Annotated in this window: 22 protein-coding genes; 13 read left to right on the forward strand and 9 right to left on the reverse strand. The window is 38.4% G+C overall.

Features of this window, described 5'->3' with window-relative positions; translation table 11 throughout:
* Positions 1-51 precede the first annotated feature (51 nt).
* The 3 genes from GTK47_RS11935 to GTK47_RS11945 all read left to right on the forward strand — a co-directional run bounded on the left by GTK47_RS11935 (position 52) and on the right by GTK47_RS11945 (position 3,625).
* Positions 52-648: a TetR/AcrR family transcriptional regulator gene (locus GTK47_RS11935; RefSeq protein ID WP_165123434.1), complete on the forward strand. Its 597-nt coding sequence runs from the start codon at positions 52-54 to the stop codon at positions 646-648.
* A gap of 144 nt (positions 649-792) precedes the next feature.
* Positions 793-2,328, forward strand: coding sequence for a murein biosynthesis integral membrane protein MurJ (gene murJ / locus GTK47_RS11940; RefSeq protein ID WP_165123436.1), 1,536 nt, complete (start codon positions 793-795; stop codon positions 2,326-2,328).
* A gap of 1,024 nt (positions 2,329-3,352) precedes the next feature.
* Positions 3,353-3,625: a hypothetical protein gene (locus GTK47_RS11945; protein ID WP_165123438.1), complete on the forward strand. Its 273-nt coding sequence runs from the start codon at positions 3,353-3,355 to the stop codon at positions 3,623-3,625.
* 144 nt (positions 3,626-3,769) lie between these two features.
* Here GTK47_RS11945 and argS read toward each other — a convergent pair whose 3' ends face one another.
* Positions 3,770-5,500, reverse strand: a complete 1,731-nt coding sequence (gene argS / locus GTK47_RS11950) for an arginine--tRNA ligase (protein ID WP_165123440.1) — start codon at positions 5,498-5,500, stop codon at positions 3,770-3,772.
* 172 nt (positions 5,501-5,672) lie between these two features.
* On the opposite strand from argS, the gene GTK47_RS11955 reads away from it, so the two are divergent.
* Positions 5,673-6,227: a VOC family protein gene (locus GTK47_RS11955; protein ID WP_165123442.1), complete on the forward strand. Its 555-nt coding sequence runs from the start codon at positions 5,673-5,675 to the stop codon at positions 6,225-6,227.
* 156 nt (positions 6,228-6,383) lie between these two features.
* Positions 6,384-7,133: a copper homeostasis protein CutC gene (gene cutC / locus GTK47_RS11960; protein WP_165123444.1), complete on the forward strand. Its 750-nt coding sequence runs from the start codon at positions 6,384-6,386 to the stop codon at positions 7,131-7,133.
* A 40-nt stretch (positions 7,134-7,173) separates the two neighbouring features.
* Here cutC and GTK47_RS11965 read toward each other — a convergent pair whose 3' ends face one another.
* The 5 genes from GTK47_RS11965 to GTK47_RS11985 form a co-directional block, all read right to left on the reverse strand.
* Positions 7,174-8,748, reverse strand: a complete 1,575-nt coding sequence (locus GTK47_RS11965; RefSeq protein ID WP_165123446.1) for an ATP-binding cassette domain-containing protein — start codon at positions 8,746-8,748, stop codon at positions 7,174-7,176.
* Positions 8,749-8,972: 224 nt separating this feature from the next.
* Positions 8,973-9,803: a hypothetical protein gene (locus GTK47_RS11970; protein ID WP_165123448.1), complete on the reverse strand. Its 831-nt coding sequence runs from the start codon at positions 9,801-9,803 to the stop codon at positions 8,973-8,975.
* 155 nt (positions 9,804-9,958) lie between these two features.
* Entirely contained in the window at positions 9,959-10,933 is a 975-nt protein-coding gene (gene cmoB / locus GTK47_RS11975; RefSeq protein ID WP_165123450.1) for a tRNA 5-methoxyuridine(34)/uridine 5-oxyacetic acid(34) synthase CmoB, read from the reverse strand.
* The gene (gene cmoA / locus GTK47_RS11980; RefSeq protein ID WP_165123452.1) at positions 10,930-11,685 is read right to left on the reverse strand and encodes a carboxy-S-adenosyl-L-methionine synthase CmoA; all 756 of its coding nucleotides are present in this window, start codon (positions 11,683-11,685) and stop codon (positions 10,930-10,932) included. The genes cmoB and cmoA overlap by 4 nt, the downstream gene beginning before the upstream one ends.
* Positions 11,686-11,872: 187 nt before the next feature.
* The gene (locus GTK47_RS11985; protein WP_023582071.1) at positions 11,873-12,271 is read right to left on the reverse strand and encodes an MAPEG family protein; all 399 of its coding nucleotides are present in this window, start codon (positions 12,269-12,271) and stop codon (positions 11,873-11,875) included.
* 266 nt (positions 12,272-12,537) lie between these two features.
* On the opposite strand from GTK47_RS11985, the gene aspS reads away from it, so the two are divergent.
* From aspS to GTK47_RS12000, 3 genes are read left to right on the forward strand one after another with little or no spacing between them, the layout of a single operon-like run.
* Positions 12,538-14,322, forward strand: a complete 1,785-nt coding sequence (gene aspS / locus GTK47_RS11990; protein ID WP_165123454.1) for an aspartate--tRNA ligase — start codon at positions 12,538-12,540, stop codon at positions 14,320-14,322.
* Positions 14,323-14,325: 3 nt separating this feature from the next.
* On the forward strand, positions 14,326-14,760 hold the full coding sequence (gene nudB, locus GTK47_RS11995; protein ID WP_165126598.1) for a dihydroneopterin triphosphate diphosphatase: 435 nt from the start codon (positions 14,326-14,328) through the stop codon (positions 14,758-14,760).
* A 27-nt stretch (positions 14,761-14,787) separates the two neighbouring features.
* Entirely contained in the window at positions 14,788-15,543 is a 756-nt protein-coding gene (locus GTK47_RS12000) for a YebC/PmpR family DNA-binding transcriptional regulator (RefSeq protein ID WP_088495455.1), read from the forward strand.
* A 5-nt stretch (positions 15,544-15,548) separates the two neighbouring features.
* Here the strand turns inward: GTK47_RS12000 and GTK47_RS20625 are convergent, their stop codons facing one another.
* Complete coding sequence (locus tag GTK47_RS20625) at positions 15,549-15,677, reverse strand: hypothetical protein (protein ID WP_261245050.1); 129 nt, start codon at positions 15,675-15,677, stop codon at positions 15,549-15,551.
* Here GTK47_RS20625 and ruvC point away from each other — a divergent pair.
* From ruvC to GTK47_RS12020, 4 genes are all read left to right on the forward strand, one after another.
* The gene (gene ruvC, locus GTK47_RS12005; RefSeq protein ID WP_006536599.1) at positions 15,667-16,188 is read left to right on the forward strand and encodes a crossover junction endodeoxyribonuclease RuvC; all 522 of its coding nucleotides are present in this window, start codon (positions 15,667-15,669) and stop codon (positions 16,186-16,188) included. The two genes, GTK47_RS20625 and ruvC, sit on opposite strands and share 11 nt — an antisense overlap.
* Before the next feature lie 103 nt (positions 16,189-16,291).
* A complete protein-coding gene (gene ruvA / locus GTK47_RS12010; protein ID WP_075671063.1) occupies positions 16,292-16,912 on the forward strand; it encodes a Holliday junction branch migration protein RuvA in 621 nt (206 codons plus the stop codon).
* Between the two features lie 12 nt (positions 16,913-16,924).
* A complete protein-coding gene (gene ruvB, locus GTK47_RS12015) occupies positions 16,925-17,935 on the forward strand; it encodes a Holliday junction branch migration DNA helicase RuvB (protein WP_036936637.1) in 1,011 nt (336 codons plus the stop codon).
* 34 nt (positions 17,936-17,969) lie between these two features.
* On the forward strand, positions 17,970-18,446 hold the full coding sequence (locus tag GTK47_RS12020) for a macro domain-containing protein (RefSeq protein ID WP_165123456.1): 477 nt from the start codon (positions 17,970-17,972) through the stop codon (positions 18,444-18,446).
* A 99-nt stretch (positions 18,447-18,545) separates the two neighbouring features.
* Here GTK47_RS12020 and znuB read toward each other — a convergent pair whose 3' ends face one another.
* Both znuB and znuC read right to left on the reverse strand, forming a co-directional pair.
* Positions 18,546-19,331: a zinc ABC transporter permease subunit ZnuB gene (znuB, locus tag GTK47_RS12025; RefSeq protein WP_075671069.1), complete on the reverse strand. Its 786-nt coding sequence runs from the start codon at positions 19,329-19,331 to the stop codon at positions 18,546-18,548.
* The gene (znuC, locus tag GTK47_RS12030) at positions 19,324-20,049 is read right to left on the reverse strand and encodes a zinc ABC transporter ATP-binding protein ZnuC (protein ID WP_165123458.1); all 726 of its coding nucleotides are present in this window, start codon (positions 20,047-20,049) and stop codon (positions 19,324-19,326) included. The genes znuB and znuC overlap by 8 nt, the downstream gene beginning before the upstream one ends.
* Positions 20,050-20,123: 74 nt before the next feature.
* Between znuC and znuA the strand changes: the two genes are divergently transcribed.
* Positions 20,124-21,068, forward strand: coding sequence for a zinc ABC transporter substrate-binding protein ZnuA (gene znuA / locus GTK47_RS12035; RefSeq protein WP_165123460.1), 945 nt, complete (start codon positions 20,124-20,126; stop codon positions 21,066-21,068).
* The last annotated feature ends 5 nt before the right edge of the window (positions 21,069-21,073 follow it).

Raw genomic sequence — 21,073 nt, forward strand, 5'->3', positions numbered from 1 at the left:
TGTTTATAGACTAATCAGTCTAATTTATTTTGTCCAGAGATTTTTAATGTTATGAACAAGACTGTTACTGAAAAACAAAAAGCGAAAATGAAGCATATTATTGATGCTGCAATACGCTGCTTTGCTGTAAAAGGTTTTCACTCCACATCAACAGCAGAAATTTGTCATGAAGCGGGTATGAGTCCAGGAAATGTATTTCATTACTTTCCAAATAAAAATTCGATTATTGAAGCGATAGCATTAGAAGATGCACAACTATTTGATGATATTTTTTGTCGCTATGAAGCTGAAGAAGAGTGTATTCAAGCAATTATCGATTTAATGAAGGAAATAATAGAGCTATATAATCATCCAGAATATGCACGTATTAGCATTGAGATTTTTGCTGAGGCTTCACGTAATGCGAGCATTCACGAGATTTTTATTGAAAATGAAAGAAACAACAAACAGCGTTTGATTGCGATGCTGAAAAACGGTATTACAAAAGGGCAGATAGACTCAACACTTGAGCCTGAGAAAATTGCAACATGGCTGTTAGTCATTGCAGATGGTTCAATGGGTAGAAATGTTATTGATCCTGAATTTAATGAAAGAGAGAACCAAACTATGCTGGAAGTGATGTTGAGAAAAATGCTCACAAAACTATAAATTGCTATTTTTTAATCGCTTTGGTTAGTCGAAGATAAACAGAGTCAGCGTATTCCTAGCTAATTGAAGATTGATTTTTCGATGTTAGAGACGGAGTATAGTCCCTTTCTTTTTATTCCATTCAACAAAAATTAGAATGACTTTATGAATTTACTTAAATCACTCGCTGCAGTGAGTTCTATGACCTTGTTTTCACGGGTACTAGGATTTATTCGTGATGCAATTATTGCACGTATTTTTGGCGCAGGTATGGCAACCGATGCCTTTTTTGTTGCTTTTAAATTGCCAAACTTATTACGCCGTATTTTTGCAGAAGGGGCATTTTCTCAAGCATTTGTGCCAATCTTAGCAGAATATAAAAATCAGCAAGGTGAGGAAGCAACGCGTACCTTTATTGCTTATGTTTCGGGTATGCTGACACTTATTTTAGCCGTGGTCACTGTGATTGGTATTATTGCTGCGCCTTGGGTAATTTATGTTACAGCTCCGGGTTTTAGCAGTTCACCTGATAAATTTCAATTAACGACCGATCTATTACGGATCACCTTTCCTTATATTTTTCTTATTTCATTAGCTTCATTGACTGGCTCTATTTTAAATACTTGGAATCGGTTTTCAGTACCAGCTTTTGCACCGACACTCCTCAATGTCAGCATGATCTTTTTTGCTTTAGTGGTCGCCCCTTATTGCAATCCTCCTATTATGGCTTTAGCGTGGGCGGTTGTTGCGGGAGGAATATTACAACTCGGGTATCAATTACCACATTTGAAAAAAATCGGTATGCTTGTTTTACCGCGCATCTCATTTAGAAATAGCGGTGTTTGGCGTGTAATGAAATTGATGGGGCCTGCTATTTTAGGGGTTTCAGTTAGTCAAATATCATTGATTATCAATACTATTTTTGCTTCCTTTTTAGTTTCTGGTTCAGTTTCTTGGATGTATTACGCAGACCGCTTGATGGAGTTACCGACAGGGGTATTAGGGGTTGCATTAGGTACAATTTTACTTCCTTCATTATCTAAGAGCTTTGCCAGTGGCAATACTGAAGAGTATAGAAAACTGATGGATTGGGGGTTAAGACTGTGCTTTTTATTAGCACTGCCTTGCACTATTGGTTTAGCGGTACTATCAGGGCCCTTAACAGCATCTTTATTCCAGTATGGCAATTTTAATGCTCATGATGCATTAATGACACAACAAGCGCTAATTGCTTACTGTGTTGGACTAATGGGGCTGATTATCATAAAAATCTTAGCACCGGGTTTCTATTCTCGTCAGGATATTAAAACACCTGTAAAAATTGCGATTGCCACATTGATCCTCACACAATTAATGAACCTTGCGTTTATTGGTAGCTTAAAACATGTGGGTCTTGCACTTTCAATCGGTATTGCGGCTTGTTTTAATGCCTCTATGTTGTTTTGGCAAATCCGTAAGAAAGATATCTATCAGCCTTTAGCCGGTTGGCCTGTGTTCTTATTGAAACTTGTTATTGCACTTGCCGTAATGGGTGCTGTATTAGTTGGAATGTTGTGGATCATGCCAAGTTGGGATATTGGCAGTATGCTAATGCGCATCTTGCGTTTGTTATTAGTTGTAGCAGCAGGAGCGGGAAGCTATTTTGTTGCTCTATATGCATTAGGATTTAGGCCTCGCCATTTTTCACTACGTGCTTTATAACTGATAATACAGACTCCTCGTTTTTTGTATAAAAGCGAGGAGTTGCAAAATTAACAATGTTTTTATCAAGACAATTCTCCTCATTTAGAACCTTTCTCTATTTTTAGATTATTTATAATGCAGCATAGATCACACTTCTAGCATTTAGTTACGCGAGTTCAGCGACTCTTAAAAAGAAAAAAAAGTGAAAAAGAAGCAAAAATCTTTTTTCTCACTCTTTTTTTTATTAAATTTTTTTTCCAATATCTAAATGATTTATACAGTTTTTCGGCATAAAAACACGTTTTTTAATCGATATTGATAAGTTTTTCTAAACATTAATCATATCGAATATCTTTAGACAATTTGTTTATTCTCATTGAGGTTTTACATAAAGTAAAAAAATAGACACTATATTCTAAGCACTTACGGTTTGACGAATTATCTTTTTTTAGATAAACTCTCTTGTGTTGTATAGGTTTAAAAATTGACACATCTGTTAAATATTTCTTACTTAATGATGAGATATTGCAAATATTTCAAAATATTGCAGTATATTTTAAAACATTTAATTTTTTTGATTTAAGACATATTATTATTTCTTTATTCAGGTAGATTAACCGTGACTGTAAAGTTATTTGCTTGTTATCGTTCAGTACTACTGAAAGTGATCATATCTATTTTGTCTGCGCTTCAAATAGGTAACACGATTGCTGGGGATAAGCAGTAAACAATAAGTCGTGTGAATAATGAAATTAATGCTAAATCTATTATTAATAGATAATTAGATTACTGAGAATTCAGTATGGTACACTAATTATTGCTTTCATTTGTCCGCCGTTGTTTTCTGTTTTTCCCTCTCTTTTCTATTCCTTCTCAAAGTTTCTTATTTTTTTATTAATAGCTCAATAACTCAAATATTTCTCCATTTATTCGTTATACTCAAAGCAGTTATAAAGCATTAAATATTTCTAGTTTAAAGACTACTAAATAATCACTTTGTGGTTTTTGGTAAAAATAAAAATAAGAGCGTCAAGGAGCTACTATGAAAAAAGCAATTATCATTTCTGTATCATTAGCTACATTATTTCTTGCAGGTTGTACTGCTGACGGAAAAATTAATACCTCAAAACTCACTCCAGTTAACTGTGTAGGCACATTTGACAAAACTAATGAGAAGCTAGCTTTCACCGCTAAAGATGTCAATGACCGCTTATACAGTCCTAGTAAGCCAATAGATAGTATAGATGGTTGGATTGATGCAAAAGATATTAAAGGGCTACTGTGTCAGGATGTTATAACTGCTAACGAAGATTAATGATTAAGTAGCATTTGGAAGTTTGATTAGACAATTGTTTAAAGTGTTATTTTAGCTATATGAATTAAGACTTAATGCATAATAAAAAACCGATGGTTAACGCCATCGGTTTTTTTATCACTGCTATTTGAAAATAGAGATGAATTACATTCTATCTACAGTTTCAATACCTAAAGTATCTAAACCTTGTTTTAAGGTTCTCGCAGTTAAACGAGCCAGTTTTAGGCGGCTTTGGCGAGTGTTTTCATCTTCAGCAGATAAGATAGGGCAGTTTTCATAAAAGCCAGAGAAGGCTTGTGCCAGATCATAAAGATAAGCACACATAACGTGAGGCGTTCCTTCACGAGAAACTTGCATAATGGTTTCATCAAATTGGACTAAACGTAATGCAAGTTGCTTCTCGTGAGATTGTGTTAGTGCGATAGGTTGTGTTAACGCATTTTCATCAATTTCTGCACGTTTGAAGATTGAAGCAACACGAGTATAAGCATATTGCATATAAGGTGCTGTGTTACCTTCAAAACTTAACATCAGATCCCAATCAAAGATGTAATCTGTTGTACGGTTTTTTGACAAGTCAGCGTATTTAACAGCACCGATACCCACAACGCGAGCAACATTATTTAATTCGTCTTTATCCATATCTGGATTTTTTTCAGCGATTAATGTACGCGCTCTTTCTTGAGCTTCATCGAGTAAATCAGTTAAACGAATAGTGCCACCAGAACGAGTTTTAAACGGACGACCATCTTTACCTAACATCATACCGAACATATGGTGTTCGAGTGACATTGAATCAGGGATGTAGCCTGCTTTACGAACAATCGTCCAAGCTTGCATTAAATGCTGGTGCTGACGAGAGTCGATATAATAAAGTACGCGATCAGCATGTAATGTTTCGTGACGGTATTTTGCACAAGCAATATCGGTTGTTGTATATAGGTAGCCACCGTCTTTTTTCTGAACGATAACACCCATAGGTTCGCCTTCCTTGTTTTTATATTCATCAAGGAAAACAACCGTTGCACCTTCACTTTCTACTGCAAGACCTTTTGCTTTTAAATCAGCAACAATACCCGCTAACATTGGGTTATAAAGACTTTCACCCATAATGTCATCTTCAGTTAATGTGACGTTAAGGCGTTGATAAGTCACTTGGTTTTGTTGCATAGTGATATCAACTAATTTGCGCCACATTGTACGGCAGTATTCATCACCACTTTGTAATTTCACCACATAATTACGGGCACGTTCTGCGAATATTTCATCCTCATCATAATGCTTTTTCGCTTCACGATAGAACTCTTCAAGGTCAGATAACGCCATATCAGCGGCATTTTCATTCTGTTTCTTCTCTAAATACGCAATCAACATACCAAATTGCGTACCCCAATCACCAAGGTGATTAGCGCGAACAACATTGTGACCTAAGAAAGATAAAGTACGGGCACTTGCATCACCAATAATGGTCGAGCGTAAGTGACCAACGTGCATCTGTTTCGCAACGTTCGGAGATGAATAGTCGATAACAATAGTTTGAGGTTCAACGGGTGTTACGTTTAGATGTTCATCTGCTAATGCGTACTCAGCTTGTTTTGCAACCCACTGTGGAGATAAAAAGATATTGATAAAACCTGGGCCTGCGATCTCAACTTTATCTGCAACATCCGTAATATTGAGCTTTTCTAGGATCTTTTCTGCGAGTTGTCGGGGTGGGATCCCCATTTTTTTTGCAGCTCCCATGACACCATTTGCCTGATAGTCACCAAATTGTACTTTGGCTGACTGACGGACAAGAGGTTCGCTATCAGCGGGTGCGCCAGCAGCACACATTGCCACACTGATTTTTTCTGAAAGAAAAGCCTGAATATTCACCGGGTTACCTTAAATTATTGAGAAAATAAAACCTGACGACAAAAGTCTGACAGGTTTCTTATAAAGAATTAGGATTAACCTTGAATTTATAACATATTCCGGCTAGAACATGCTACCATCTCGGCCTTATCTTTAAGGTTTTTTCTCTGTTTTTTCATTAAGGTTATTCAAAATGGTGTTATTTTCTTCAATTCCTCAATTAAATGATTTAACTCACGAGCTTTCTTTGTTTGAAGAAAATATGACACTATTTGCCGATAGCCTGGGTATAGATTTATCATTCTATCTGACGGATCATGTATCGTTACGTTGTCACGATTTAACATTAGCAGAGCAGTGGCGAGCCGGATTAAGTCAGTGTGGAAAGTGTATTTCTGATAATGTGATTAATGGGCGGCCAATATATCTATTTCAATTAGAAACGCCATTAACTATTTTAAATCAATCTGTTTCAATCGTTGAGTTACCTTTCCCTACAAACAAAAAATATGAATACCAAGGTTGGGAGCATATTGAGCAAGTGATCCCCGTTGAACCAGATGATTTAGTGAATAAAGTTATGTCATTTTTACCTCAAACGTTACCTGAGAGTGTTAGCTTAAAAATCAGTGAACCTAAAGGTGAGAAAGAACGTCTACCTAATCCAACAGTGGCTATTTCTAATGGAAAAGTCACAGTGAAGTATCATCCTTATTCGTTACTTGAAATCGTAGAAAGTGAGTGTTGAGCGACACTTTCAGAAAATAGTTTGCTTGTGTCAGCACAAAATTCTGATGGCGGAATTGAATGAATAACGAGATTCGACAACTATTGTTAGTAATCGCTAAGAAATGATATTTATTTTCTGATTACTTTCTTTATATTAAGGATGGAGAGGGATGATATGGCTACGTTGGAGATTTGTTGTTTTGGCGCTGAATGTGCGTTGGTAGCAGAACGAGCAGGTGCAGACAGAATAGAACTGTGCACGAGTCCGGCAGAAGGTGGTATTACGCCAAGTTTTGGAATGCTACGACAAGTCAGAGATCTGGTTCGTATTCCCGTTCATCCTATTATTCGCCCTCGTGGTGGCGATTTTTGTTATACACAAGCTGATTTTTCAGCAATGAAAAATGATATTAGTTTGATCCGTGATATGGGGTTTTCAGGGGCAGTTGTTGGCCTTTTAAATGAAGAAGGGCATATTGATTTGCCTAAAATGGAAATTTTAATGGAGCTTGCAGGCCCATTAGCTATTACTTTTCATCGCGCTTTTGATATGTGTATTAATCCATTGTTAGCGCTAGAACAACTGACTCAACTAGGTGTTTCTCGTATTCTAACGTCAGGACAACAGGCAAACGCGGAATTAGGTTTGCCGTTATTACGAACGTTAAATGAAAAAACACAAGGCCCTATAATTATGGCTGGGGCTGGTGTAAGACTCAGTAATATCCAAAAATTCCTAGATACAGGATTAAAAGAAATACACAGTTCAGCAGGAAAAGTGGCACCTTCAACTATGATTTATCGTAAAGCCGGTGTAACAATGAGCTCTGACAGTGAAGTGGATGAATTTACACATTATTGTGTGGATGAAGATACAGTTGAAGCGATGAAGGATATTATGAGTATTCATGCGCCATTAGCATAAATTAAAGATTTTAGAACTGCGCCTTTTATGGCGCAGTTTTTTATATAATCTCGTCTAATAACAACGTATGTGTAATACCACATTGTTCCACAAAAGCTTCATCATGCGAAACCAGTAATAATGTACCTTGATATTCAACGAGTAAATTTTCCAATAGTTGTTTGGACTCGATATCAAGGTGATTATCTGGCTCATCAAGTAATAATACCGCAGGTGGTTTTGGACTATGTGTTAAAGCCAATAACGTTGCTTTTAATTGTTCGCCACCACTTAGCATTTCAAGCGGTAGTAAAGATTTATCACCTCTAATTCTCAACATCCCAAGACGTGTTCGCCATTGCTCGATAGAAATAGCCGGCTGATATTGATGTAGTGCTTGTGCAACAGGCAATGTTTTATCAAGTAAAGCAAGGTGTTGGTCAAGATAGCAATAGTCTTTGTTTAGACGAAACTCACCAGAAATTGGTGCGAATTGTTCAATCAAACATTTTAATAACGTTGATTTCCCACATCCATTCTTACCTTTAATATGCCAATGTTCATTACCGTAAGCTGAAAATGAAATAGGATGTTGATAACCATATGGAAGTTGAAGATTATCAACAAATACATTTAAACGGTGGCCATCACTTTGATAATTCAGCACTATTTTTTGCTGATGAACATGTGACTTTTCCTCATCAACACCTTGCTTTTGAGATTGCATATCATCGATTACGCGTTGATGACGCTTTGCAACCGCTGATTGTCTCTGCTCAGCCCGATTTGTCTGCATATCTAATAAAAGAAGACACTGAGAGCCACTTTTTCTAATTGATTCGCCTTGTCGTTTCCGTTGCGCAGCTTTTTGTAATGTGGCTTGTTGCTGACGTTTCTCATTTTTAATTTGGTTGCTTAGTCGGTCGCTTGCAGCTTCCAACGATGCTATTTCTGCACCTTTTTGTGTCTCATATAAAGTATAATTTCCGCCATATTCAGATAAACCTTTCTCACTTAATTCAAGAATAGTGCTCGCATATGAGAGCAAGTTTCGATTGTGACTAACAATAAGAGAGCCTGCTTTGTGCTGAGCTAACTGTTTTATTAGCCATTGTTGACCTTGATAATCAAGATGGTTATCTGGCTCATCTAAGAGCAGAAAACTCTGCTCACATAAAAAAGCGCGGCAAAGTGCTAAACGTGTCTGTTCTCCACCACTTAGATGTGCAATAGGGGTATCTAATGCAACAGGGAGTTGCGCTGAATCTAATAAATTTTGCCACGTAACCGGAAGTTGCCATTTGCCATCGAGTAACTCAATATCTTCTAATGTAGCAATACCTGCATCAACGCGTTGGAATGCTTGATAAATTTCATGAATATTTAACGCTTGAGCAAGTGTATCACCTTGTAATCGGGTTAATTGATCAACGTGAACAAAAGGCATATTCCAATTAACTTGACCTGAGGTCGGTAATATTTTTTGTGCTAATAATCTTAATAGTACAGATTTTCCTTTACCGTTATGACCGATTAATGCATTTTGCTGACAAGCCAATGAGCGAGTTAGTGGTGGAAAAAGAGCTTGTTGATTAAATTCGATAGTAAGTTGTGAGAAGTGACAGGCTATTGTCATAATGATACCTCCTAAGCGAAATAGGTGGCAGACAGCCGTGATCTTTTTTAGATGCGACGAAATAAATTATTGTCTGCCAGTAACAGAAAATGAATACCCCAAAAGGTATTTGAAAAAATTTTCTGGCAGAATTTAATTCATCGTAGGGAAGTGCCTTCTTAAAAATAAAATAGGTAATTTAACGCGCTCATTATAGCTATAAATACGCCCAGATCAATAGGCGATTAACGTCGTGATCCGCGTGTTGCTTTTTCTTTATTATAGCTAAATTTGAATTTAATTTTTCTATAAAGAGGTGAAAACATTGTCATTGTCAGAAAAATAAAAGGAATGGTATATAAAAGTGTTCCTAACGCCATGCCAACATGAGGTGCATTAAAATATTCACTATGTGAGGTGATTAACTTTAAATAATTTACTTTGTCTAAATATTCAGGTGTTAATCCACCATAAGGAACAATAAAGCGAATTATTGCAATTAAGAAGATGCAAAATAGAAAGTTGAGCGTCATATATGCGGAGTTAAGAACATTTTTATTCCAGGCATCTCTGCTTTTTGCTTGATAGCTACCAATAAGGCGATTAGCGACAATAACCGCGTAGAGCCAAAGTACAATGTTTTCATCGCCCATAACAAAACTATTAATCATAAAGGCGAATACACTATAAACAGGGATAAGAACAAAAATAAGTTTAGTTCGTGCTAATACAGCCATAAACAAACCTGAATGAACAAGAACAAACTCAAAGATAAAAATGACGGTTAAATTATAAATGGTTTGAACGCTAAATAACGCGGGATAACACCATGCGGTAATAATAAAAGTGATATAAAAGAATTGAGTAAAATAATCAAACCAAGAGAATAACTCACTGATTTTACGCTGTAATGGCGTAAGTATAATGGATGATTCATTCTCTAAAAAATTTTGATTAGAAAAAAAGAGTTCTCGTTTTTTATTCTCTTTTCGGTGCTCGTTAAGAACCAGTGATTGCTGTTTTTGTTGTGCGATCCTTTTTTGTTTAGCTTGTTTATTTTCTTTATATTTCGCCATGATGATCTTTTATAGAGTCAATTTTATCAATGTAAATAAGGTTTAATTTATAAGAAGTGATTTTAAAAATACAATTTAAGATAGAAAAAAAGGATATCTCTATAAGATACCCTTTTTGTAATGATTATCTGTAACACACTTAAAATAAATAAGGCTTAGGGTTTGGTTGCAATTAATATTGCTCGTTTAGGTGCAGGATAACCTTCAACTGTTTTTGTTTTATCATCAGCATCTAAGAATGCGTCTAATGAATCCGTTACCATCCAATCCGTTTTACGTTGTTCATCAAGAGAGGTTGTGTTTTCATCGACAATGCGCACATCTTTAAAGCCACATTTTTCTAGCCAAACTTTCAGCATTTTTGCAGATGGAATAAAGTACACATTACGCATTTGTGCATAGCGTTCACCTGGGATCAGGCATTGAAATTCATCTCCATCGACAACAAGGCTTTCTAATACTAATTCGCCACCAGAAACTAATTGGTTTTTTAATTGCCATAAATGATCAAGAGGTGAGCGGCGATGATAAAGTACACCCATAGAGAATACGGTATCGAAGGCATTTAACTCTGGCATTTGCTCAATGCCAACAGGGATTAAATGTGCGCGTTGGTCATTGCCTAATAATTTTCTGACTGCTTCAAATTGACATAAGAAAAGTTGGGTAGGGTCGATCCCAATAACAAATTCTGCGCCTTCACCTAGCATGCGCCACATGTGGTAACCACTGCCACAGCCAACATCTAACACTAAACGGCCTTCAAGTGGTGAAAGATGTGGTAAAACACGATCCCATTTCCAATCTGAGCGCCATTCTGTGTCGATATCGACGCCATAAAGTGAAAAAGGACCTTTACGCCACGGCATTAAATTTTTTAAAACGTTGCTTAGTCCCAGTTGCTCGCCTGCGCTTAATGCTGGAGTATGTTGGGCAATTACACCATTTTTTAAGTCAATCTCAGTAGGGGTAATTTCTGGCAAGCCATCGAGCATTTTTTCCCATGAGGAAAAGTGACCGTGTAACGCATTTGAACGCCATTCTGATAATTGAGCAGGTAATGTATCTAACCAATGAAATAAGCGCTCATCTTGCGCAATAAGTTGATAAAACGAGCCAAAATTAATCATTCATTATTGCCTTTAATCGCTAAAAGAGAGCCGAAATTAAAACATTGGAACCAAACTTCCGCATGCGGGAAACCTGCATTATGTAAGCGAGTTTTATGCGTTTCAACAGAATCAGTCAGCATGACATTTTCTAACATGCTGCGTTTTTGGCTAATCTCTAATTCGCTGTAGCCGTTAGCACGTTTGAAATCATGGTGCATATTAAACAATAACTCACCTATTTCTTTATCTTCAAAACTGAATTTTTCAGAAAGTACTAACACTCCGCCGGGATTAAGACCTTGGTAAATTCGGTTTAATAATATTTGGCGATCGTTTGGTGCTAAGAATTGCAAGGTGAAGTTAAGCACGACCATTGAGGCATTGTTGATCTCGATATCAAGAATATCACCTTCAATAATATCAACGGGTGTATCTGCTTTATAGGCATCAATATGGCGCTGACAACGTTCTACCATTGCCGGTGAATTATCAACACCAATAATTTTGCAACCCACAGCATCAATATTACGACGCATGGAAAGGGTTGCTGCACCTAAAGAACAGCCTAAATCGTAGACTTGGCTATTGGGTGTAACAAAGCGACCTGCAAGCATACCAATCATGGAGATAATATTTGAGTAACCCGGTACTGAGCGTTTTATCATATCAGGAAACACTTCAGCGACTTTTTCGTCAAAGCGCCAGTCACCAAGGTTAGCGATAGGTGTCGCAAATAAGCTGTCTTGTTGTGATGATTTTGAATTCGACATAACTAAAATAGGTTTAAGGAATAAAAGAAGCAAGCATTCTACCAGAAGCGACGGTGCTCACAAAGTTGCATTATTTAGAAAGAAATTAGAAAAAATAAATAAACCTTTTTGATACCTTGCCGTTATTAGACACAACAGCAAGGATGTCGGTTTTGATCATGGATGATCATGTTATTCCCGCGAGGACTTAGTAATAAAAGGAAAAGATTTGTATCCAAGGAAGGAAATAAATATTAGCAATGATCATCAATACCATTGATAAGTAAGTGGCTGCCATGCCTGAACGACGCCAACGAAGTTCACGGTGTTTTAATCCATAAGAGTGTAAAAAACGACCTGCGATTAAAATTGAGCCACAGATGTGTACCATCCAAACAAAAGCACCATTCATTTCCATGACCAGTAATAAGATCATGGAAATCGGAATATATTCTACCGCATTGCCGTGAACACGGATGGCTGTTTGTAATTCATAAAAGCCACCATCACCATAAGCAACCCGATATTGTGTTCTGAGTTTTACGACATTGAGGGACAATTTAATCAATAATAGTGCGCCCAGTACGATATAAAGCGAGCTAACCATCTTTTCTCCATTGCCAAAGCCAAAAAACGGCAAATTTAATGATAAACCTCAAAGCGACTTCTGTCGCTATAAATAATTATTATTAATTAATTGTTTGGGGATTAGCAAATCCTTGAAAAGATGTATCATATAAACTAGGTCTATACTCTTATCTCCAGGAAGAATTTTCGTTATAATGTCTGCCTTTTTTTTGACACTACTCGAAAAAGACTATTGCCAAAATTTCCGCAGCAGAAAGCACAACAAGCTGAGTAAAAGGATATTGTATGCGTACTAATTATTGTGGGCAGTTGAATAGTGCCCATGTGGGCCAAAAAGTGACTCTTTGTGGTTGGGTTAACCGTCGCCGTGACTTAGGTGGACTTATCTTTATTGATATGCGAGATCGCGAAGGTATTGTTCAAGTCTTCTTTGACCCAGAGCAGAAAGAGGCATTTTCTCAGGCTTCAGAACTGCGTAATGAATTTTGTATTCAAGTCACAGGAACAGTACGCGCTCGTCCTGATAGCCAAGTTAATAAAAATATGGCAACAGGTGAAATTGAGTTAGCGGCAGAATCTCTGTCTATTTTTAACCGTTCAGAGCCATTACCGTTAGATAGCAATCAAACAAATACAGAAGAGCGTCGTTTAACTTATCGTTATTTAGACTTGCGTCGCCCTGAAATGTCAGATCGCTTAAAAACCCGTGCTAAAATCACAAGCTTTGTTCGCCGTTTTATGGATGGTGAAGGTTTCCTTGATGTTGAAACCCCAATGCTGACAAAAGCGACACCAGAAGGTGCGCGTGACTATTTAGTTCCAAGCCGTGTACATAAAGGTAAATTCTACGCATTACCACAATCACCGCAGCTTTTTAAACAGCTACTGATGATGTCTGGCTTTGATCGTTATTATCAAATCGTAAAATGCTTCCGTGATGAAGACTTACGTGCTGATCGTCAGCCTGAATTTACACAAATCGATGTTGAAACCTCTTTCATGAGTGCAGACCAAGTGCGCGAAGTGATGGAGCGTATGATCCATGCATTATGGTTAGATATTCTGAATGTCGATTTAGGTGCGTTCCCAGTAATGACTTTTGCTGAAGCAATGCGTCGTTATGGTTCAGACAAACCAGATTTACGTAACCCAATGGAACTTAAAGACATTGCTGATTTAGTCAAAGATGTTGAGTTCAGTGTATTTGCACAAGCGGCAAATGATGAAAGATGCCGTGTTATCGCATTGCGTGTACCGGGTGGCGCATCATTAACCCGTAAAAATATCGACGAATATACACAGTTTGTTGGTATTTATGGTGCTAAAGGCCTTGCGTGGATGAAAGTCAACGAAAGCGCGAAAGGTATTGAAGGTGTACAAAGCCCAATTGCTAAATTCTTGACTAACGATGTTGTTAACTCAATTTTAGAAACAACAGGCGCAACCGACGGCGATTTAATCTTCTTTGGTGCGGGCCGTAAAGGCACAATGAGTGATGCAATGGGCGCTCTGCGTCTGAAAGTGGGTCGTGATCTTGAACTGACCGATTTAAATGCATGGAAACCATTGTGGGTTATTGATTTCCCAATGTTTGAAGAAGATGAAGAAACCGGTAGCTTAAGTGCGATGCACCATCCATTTACTTCTCCAAAAGACTTATCACCAGCTGAATTGACTGCGCACCCAGTAGGTGCTGTAGCAAATGCTTATGATATGGTTATCAATGGTTATGAAGTGGGTGGCGGTTCAGTGCGTATTCACCGTAATGAAATGCAACAAGCAGTATTTAGCATTTTAGGTATTGCACCGAATGAGCAACAAGAGAAATTTGGTTTCTTATTAGATGCGCTTAAATTTGGTACTCCACCACATGCAGGTTTAGCATTTGGTTTAGACCGCTTAGTGATGTTGTTAACGGGTACTGATAACATTCGTGATGTTATTGCTTTCCCTAAAACAACTGCCGCTGCGTGTTTAATGACTAATGCACCAAGCTTTGCTAATGAAGAGTCTTTAAAAGAGTTAGCAATTGCAGTAACTCAAAAAGAAGTTAGCGAAGATAAAGAGTAAATGATGAAATATAAGCGCCCGATATCCGTTTTAGTTGTTATTTATGCAAAAGAGACCAAACGGGTGCTTATGCTGAAGCGTCGAGATGATCCTGATTTCTGGCAATCTGTGACCGGCAGTTTAGAAGCGGAAGAAACGCCTTTTCAAACGGCATTGCGCGAAGTGCAAGAAGAGGTTGGAATTGATATCATAAAAGAAAATCTTGAGCTGGTGGATTGCCATCGCTCAATTCTTTTTGAGATTTTTGCACATTTTCGGCATCGTTATGCACCAGATGTTACACATTGTCAGGAACATTGGTTTACATTAGCACTGCCCGCAGAGCGAGATATTGTGCTAACTGAGCATTCGCAATACCAATGGCTAGACGCGCCACTGGCGGCAAAATTAACAAAATCCGCCAGTAATCAGCAAGCGATTGAAGAATTTGTTATTTAATGATTAGACCACGTTTGGAGATATTTCATGGCAGGTCATAGTAAATGGGCCAATACAAAACACCGTAAAGCAGCGCAAGATGCGAAACGCGGTAAAATTTTCACTAAAATCATCCGTGAATTAGTTACAGCAGCACGTTTAGGTGGTGGTGATCCTGCAACTAACCCGCGTTTACGTGCGGCAGTTGATAAAGCATTATCGAACAACATGACTCGTGATACCTTAAACCGTGCAATCGCACGTGGTGTGGGTAATGATGACAACGATAATATGGAAACCATCATTTATGAAGGCTATGGCCCAGCAGGTACTGCTGTGATGGTTGAATGCTTAAGTGATAATCGTAACCGTACTGTTTCCGATGTTCGCCATGCATTTACCAAAACAGGTGGTAACTTAGGAACAGATGGTTCTGTATCTTATCTGTTTACCAAAAAAGGTGTTATTTCATACGCACCGGGTGTTGATGAAGATGCTGTTATGGAAGCCGCGTTAGAAGCAGGCGCTGATGACGTTGAGACTTTTGATGATGGTGCTATTGATGTTTACACCACACCAGAATCTTTTGGTGAAGTAAAAGATGCAATGGATGCAGCAGGTTTTGTGGCTGAATCAGCAGAAGTTTCGATGATCCCATCGACTAAAGCAGAATTAGATATTGAAACTGCACCAAAATTAATGCGTCTTATCGATATGTTAGAAGACAGTGATGACGTGCAAGAAGTATATCACAACGGTGATATCTCAGATGAAGTTGCAAAACAACTGGAAGATATCCTGTAATTGTTCTAGCGATTATCGAAAATAACGGTGTTTAACGCTGTTATTAAAAGTGCGAAGAGAAGAGCAGAGCAGATTTTTTGCTCTTTTCTCTCGCCATCGACCATATCGGCAACAGGAATTGATATGGCTATCATTTTAGGTATAGACCCCGGTTCGCGTGTTACAGGCTACGGCGTAATTCGACAGCAAGGGCGACAACTTATCTATTTGGGAAGCGGTTGTATTCGCACACAAGTTCCCGACCTTCCTAATCGACTTAAACGTATTTATGCAGGTGTTAGCGAAATCATTACTCAGTTTTCGCCAGATGTATTTGCAGTTGAGCAAGTGTTTATGGCTAAAAATGCTGACTCTGCACTTAAACTTGGGCAAGCACGTGGTGTAGCAATACTTGCGGCAGTTAATAACGATCTACCCGTTTTTGAATATGCGGCTCGCCAAGTCAAACAAACTGTTGTGGGCACAGGGGCGGCTGAAAAAAGCCAAGTACAGCATATGGTGCGTTCAATATTAAAATTATCCGCCGCACCACAATCGGATGCTGCCGATGCATTAGCAATTGCGATAACACATTGTCACTTTAACCAAAATTTATTACGTGTAGGTGATCCGCGTCTGGTTTTAACGCGAGGTCGGTTAAGATAAGTTGTTATCTTGGCAAATGTCTTTGGTTTTTCACAAGCTGGATATACGTCCAGCTTTTTTTATGTTATAAACTTGACGTAATTATTTTTGCGGAGGCGTTAGGGTGATAGGTCGTATCAGAGGAATTATTCTTGAAAAACAGCCACCAGTGGTGCTGATCGAGGCAGGTAATGGTGTAGGTTATGAAATCAATATGCCAATGACCTGTTTTTATGAATTGCCTGATATTGGCCAAGAAGCCATTATCTACACGCAATTTATCGTACGTGAAGATGCACAATTACTTTATGGTTTTAACCAAAAACAAGAGCGCGCACTCTTTCGTGAATTAATTAAAGTAAATGGAGTGGGGCCTAAACTTGCTTTAGCCATTTTATCTGGCATGTCTGCTCGCCAATTTGTAACAGCTATTGAAAATGAATCTATCACTTCATTAGTGAAATTACCGGGTGTAGGTAAGAAAACCGCTGAACGTTTAGTGGTTGAAATGAAAGATCGCTTTAAAGGTCTTAATGGTGATTTATTCGAAAATAGTGATATCGAGCTACCAGAAAGCACTTCACCTAAAGCGCCAAAAGCGGCTGATATTGAAGCCGAAGCCTCTGCTGCATTAATCGCATTAGGCTATAAACCACAAGAAGCTGCAAAAATGATCAGCAAAGTGGCAAAACTGGGTACAGATAGCGAAACACTTATTAAAGAAGCGTTGCGTGCGGCTATTTAGGAGTAACACATTGTGATTGAAGCAGATCGCCTGATTTCAGCAGAAATTCAACAACCTGAAGAAGAAATTATTGATAGGGCTATTCGCCCTAAATCTCTTGCCGAATATGTTGGGCAACCTCAAGTTCGAGAACAAATGGAGATTTTTATTCAGGCAGCTAAATTACGTCAGGATGCGCTCGATCATTTACTTATCTTTGGCCCACCAGGATTGGGTAAAACCACATTAGCAAATATCATTGCAAATGAAATGGGGGTTAATTTACGTACGACATCAGGCCCTGTACTTGAAAAAGCGGGTGATTTAGCGGCTATGCTAACTAACCTTGAACCTCATGACGTGCTGTTTATTGATGAAATCCATCGCCTTTCTCCCGTGGTTGAAGAAATTCTTTATCCTGCAATGGAAGATTATCAGCTTGATATTATGATTGGTGAAGGGCCAGCCGCTCGCTCAATTAAAATAGATCTACCACCATTCACCTTAGTGGGCGCCACCACAAGGGCTGGCTCTTTAACATCTCCATTGCGTGACCGTTTTGGTATTGTTCAACGTCTTGAGTTTTATAATGTTGACGATCTCCAGCACATTGTCTCTCGCAGTGCTAGTTTTATGGGATTAGAGATGACAGACGAAGGCGCTCGCCAAATTGCTATGCGTTCACGAGGAACCCCTCGTATTACTAACCGATTATTACGCCGTGTACGAGACTTTGCACAGGTAAAAGGTAATGGTGCCATTGATGAGGATACCGCTTCTAAAGCACTGGACATGTTGAATGTGGATGCGGCAGGTTTTGACTATTTAGATCGTAAACTTCTTTTTGCCATCATTGATAAATTTATGGGTGGTCCAGTAGGATTAGATAACCTTGCGGCAGCTATTGGTGAAGAGCGTGAAACTATAGAAGACGTATTAGAACCTTATTTAATTCAGCAAGGTTTTATTCAGCGCACACCAAGAGGTCGAGTTGCGACTAATCATGCCTATCGTCATTTTAATCGTATTGTAGAAGAGCCTTAATATTTATATCAGTATGAAGCTGAAGGTGATTTAAATGATAGAACTGACTCGAGGCAATCTTTTACATGCAAACACCGAGGCGATTGTAAATGCCGTCAATTGTGTTGGTGTAATGGGGCGGGGTATCGCCTTACAGTTTAAAAAAGCATGGCCTGATAATTTTAAAGCTTATGCTTTAGCGTGTAAAAATAAAGAGCTGACACCCGGTGTAATGTTTATTTATGAGATACAAAAAGAGACTCATCCTCGTTTTATTGTCAATTTTCCAACAAAACGACACTGGCGAAATGCAAGTTGTATTGAAGATATTGAAGCTGGATTAATTACACTGGTTGATGAAATTAAACAGCGCAATATTAAATCTATTGCCATCCCACCTTTAGGGGCGGGTTTAGGTGGCCTAGAATGGTCTGTGGTGTATGAAAAAATTAAAAGCGCAATGGAACCTTTAGCGGATGTTCATGTGCTAATTTATGCACCCATAGATGAAGTTGAATTAAACAAAAAATAGAAAGATTAATTTTCAGATATTCAACTGAAAAAAGATAAAAACAAACCCCAAGAACATTGTGTTGTTGGGGGTTGTTTTTATCTAATGTACGGGGAATAATTATTGTTTAGTGGGTGCAAATAAACTCAAGATAAATAGGCAACTTGCGGCTAAAACAACAGATGGGCCAGCAGGGGTATCATAGAAAGCAGAGAATGTTAAACCGCCCGTAATTGCCAACATACCAACAGCGATTGCAATCAGAGCCATTTGTTCTGGAGAACGAGCAAAACGACGTGCTGTTGCCGCAGGAATGATCAGTAAAGAGGTAATGATCAGCGCACCTACAAATTTCATGGCTAAACCAATAGTTAACGCGGTGATCATCATTAGCTTTAAACGTTCTCGCTGAATATTCACACCATCAACAAATGCCATATCTTGATTGATAGTCATGGAGAGCAGTGGGCGCCATGAGCGAATAATGACAAATAAAACAATCACAACACCAATAAAAATACTGATAACGTCTTGATAGTTTACTGACAGTAAATCACCAAATAGATAAGCCATTAAATCAACACGCACATTCGACATTAAACTGACGACCACAAGCCCTAAAGAAAGAGCACTGTGTGCCATGATCCCTAAAAGCGTATCGACAGAAAGTTGAGGTTTTAATTCTAACCAAACCAATAGAATAGCGAGAAGAAGCGTGACGGCAATAACTGCGTAAAAAGGCTCGATATTAAACAGTAAACCAAACGCAACACCGAGTAGTGAAGCGTGCGCTAAGGTATCACCAAAATAAGACATACGACGCCAAACGACAAAAGAGCCCAAAGGACCCGCCGCCATTGCTAAGAGCATACCGGCAATCCAACCCGGTAACAGCAACTCAATCATGACGACACTCCTTACTATGCTGGTGATGATGACGATAAATACCAAGTTGCTCAGCACCACGACTTCCAAACATGGCAATAAATTCAGGATGAGAAGAAACGACGTCAGGTGTGCCTGAACAGCAAATATGACCATTTAAGCAGAGGACTTCGTCCGTTTTTGCCATTACAAGATGAAGATCATGAGAAACCATTAAGATGGCACAACCTAATTCGTGACGAAGCTGATTAATTAAATCATAAAGTGCTAATTGACCATTAACATCAACACCTTGAGTGGGTTCATCTAAAACTAAAAGTTGGGGCTGATTAAGCAACGCTCTTGCTAATAAGACTCGTTGAGACTCACCACCAGAAAGTTTCTGCATAGGCTGATCGATTAATTTCGCCGCATTAACTTGTTCTAAAGCTGGGAGAATATCTTTATCATGAACACCCGGTTTTAGTGTCATAAACCGTTTAACCGTGAGTGGCATTGTGGGATCAAGATAAAGTTTTTGTGGCACATAGCCCACGCGTAGCGCATTTTGACGCTCAACTTTTCCTGAGGTTGGATTTAATAAACCAAGAACTAAACGGATAACTGTAGATTTACCCGCACCATTAGGGCCAAGCAAAGTAAGAATACGGCCTGCTTTTAGATCAAAAGAGATATCTTTTAGAATTTCTCTTTCACCAAAAGAAACACAAACCGATTTTAAACAAATCAAGTCAGACATAAAATTAGCACTTGCAGAATCATTGAAACGTTATAATATAACATTTCCAATGATGATTCACGAGAATTCTTCCTATGTTACATAAAAACAACAAATTTGCGCACCGTTTTTTATTGAAATCATTTTTAGCGACAGCGATGATAAGCTCATTCAGTGCTTCAGTGCAGGCTGATGTTGTCGTTTCCATTAGACCATTAGGATTTATTGCTGCTGCTATCGCTGATGGAGTAACACCAACGGAAGTTTTATTACCAGATGGGGCATCTCCACACGATTATGCATTAAAACCCTCTGATTTGAAAAAAATCACCTCTGCAGACCTGATGGTATGGGTAGGGCCTGATATGGAAGTGTTTTTAGATAAGCCATTAAACAGACTTAATGACAATCATAAGTTGGCTTTAGCGGAAACTAACGAAATAAAGTCACTTTTATTGAAAGATGATGATGACAATGTGCATAAACATGAGGAAAATCACGAACATCATTCTCACGGTGATTATAATATGCACATCTGGTTATCACCAGAGATTGCGTTGTCGTCTGCAAAACAGATCCACAAAAGGTTAATTGCGCTGTATCCAGATAAAAAAGAACTTCTGGACGTAAACCTAGGTAAATTCAGCGAACAACTCAAGCAAACTGATAAGAATCTTGTTAATATTCTGTCGCCTGTGAGAAATAAGGGTTATTTTGTCTTTCATGATGCTTATGGCTACTTCGAAAAACATTATAATTTAAAGCCGTTAGGTCATTTTACGATCAACCCTGAAATACAGCCGGGTGCGCAGAAATTACATCAAATACGAACACAGTTGGTTGAGCAAAAAGCAACTTGCATTTTTGCTGAGCCACAATTTAGGCCGACAGTAATAGAAACAGTGGCGAAAGGCACTGGGGTTAAAATGGGTGTATTAGACCCCCTAGGAAGTGGGATTGCTCTGACTCAAGAGAGCTATATAAAATTCCTTACCCAACTAGCTAACCAATATGCGAGCTGCCTGAATGAAACACAATAAGGAAT

Source organism: Proteus sp. ZN5 (assembly GCF_011046025.1).
Lineage (GTDB): Bacteria > Pseudomonadota > Gammaproteobacteria > Enterobacterales > Enterobacteriaceae > Proteus.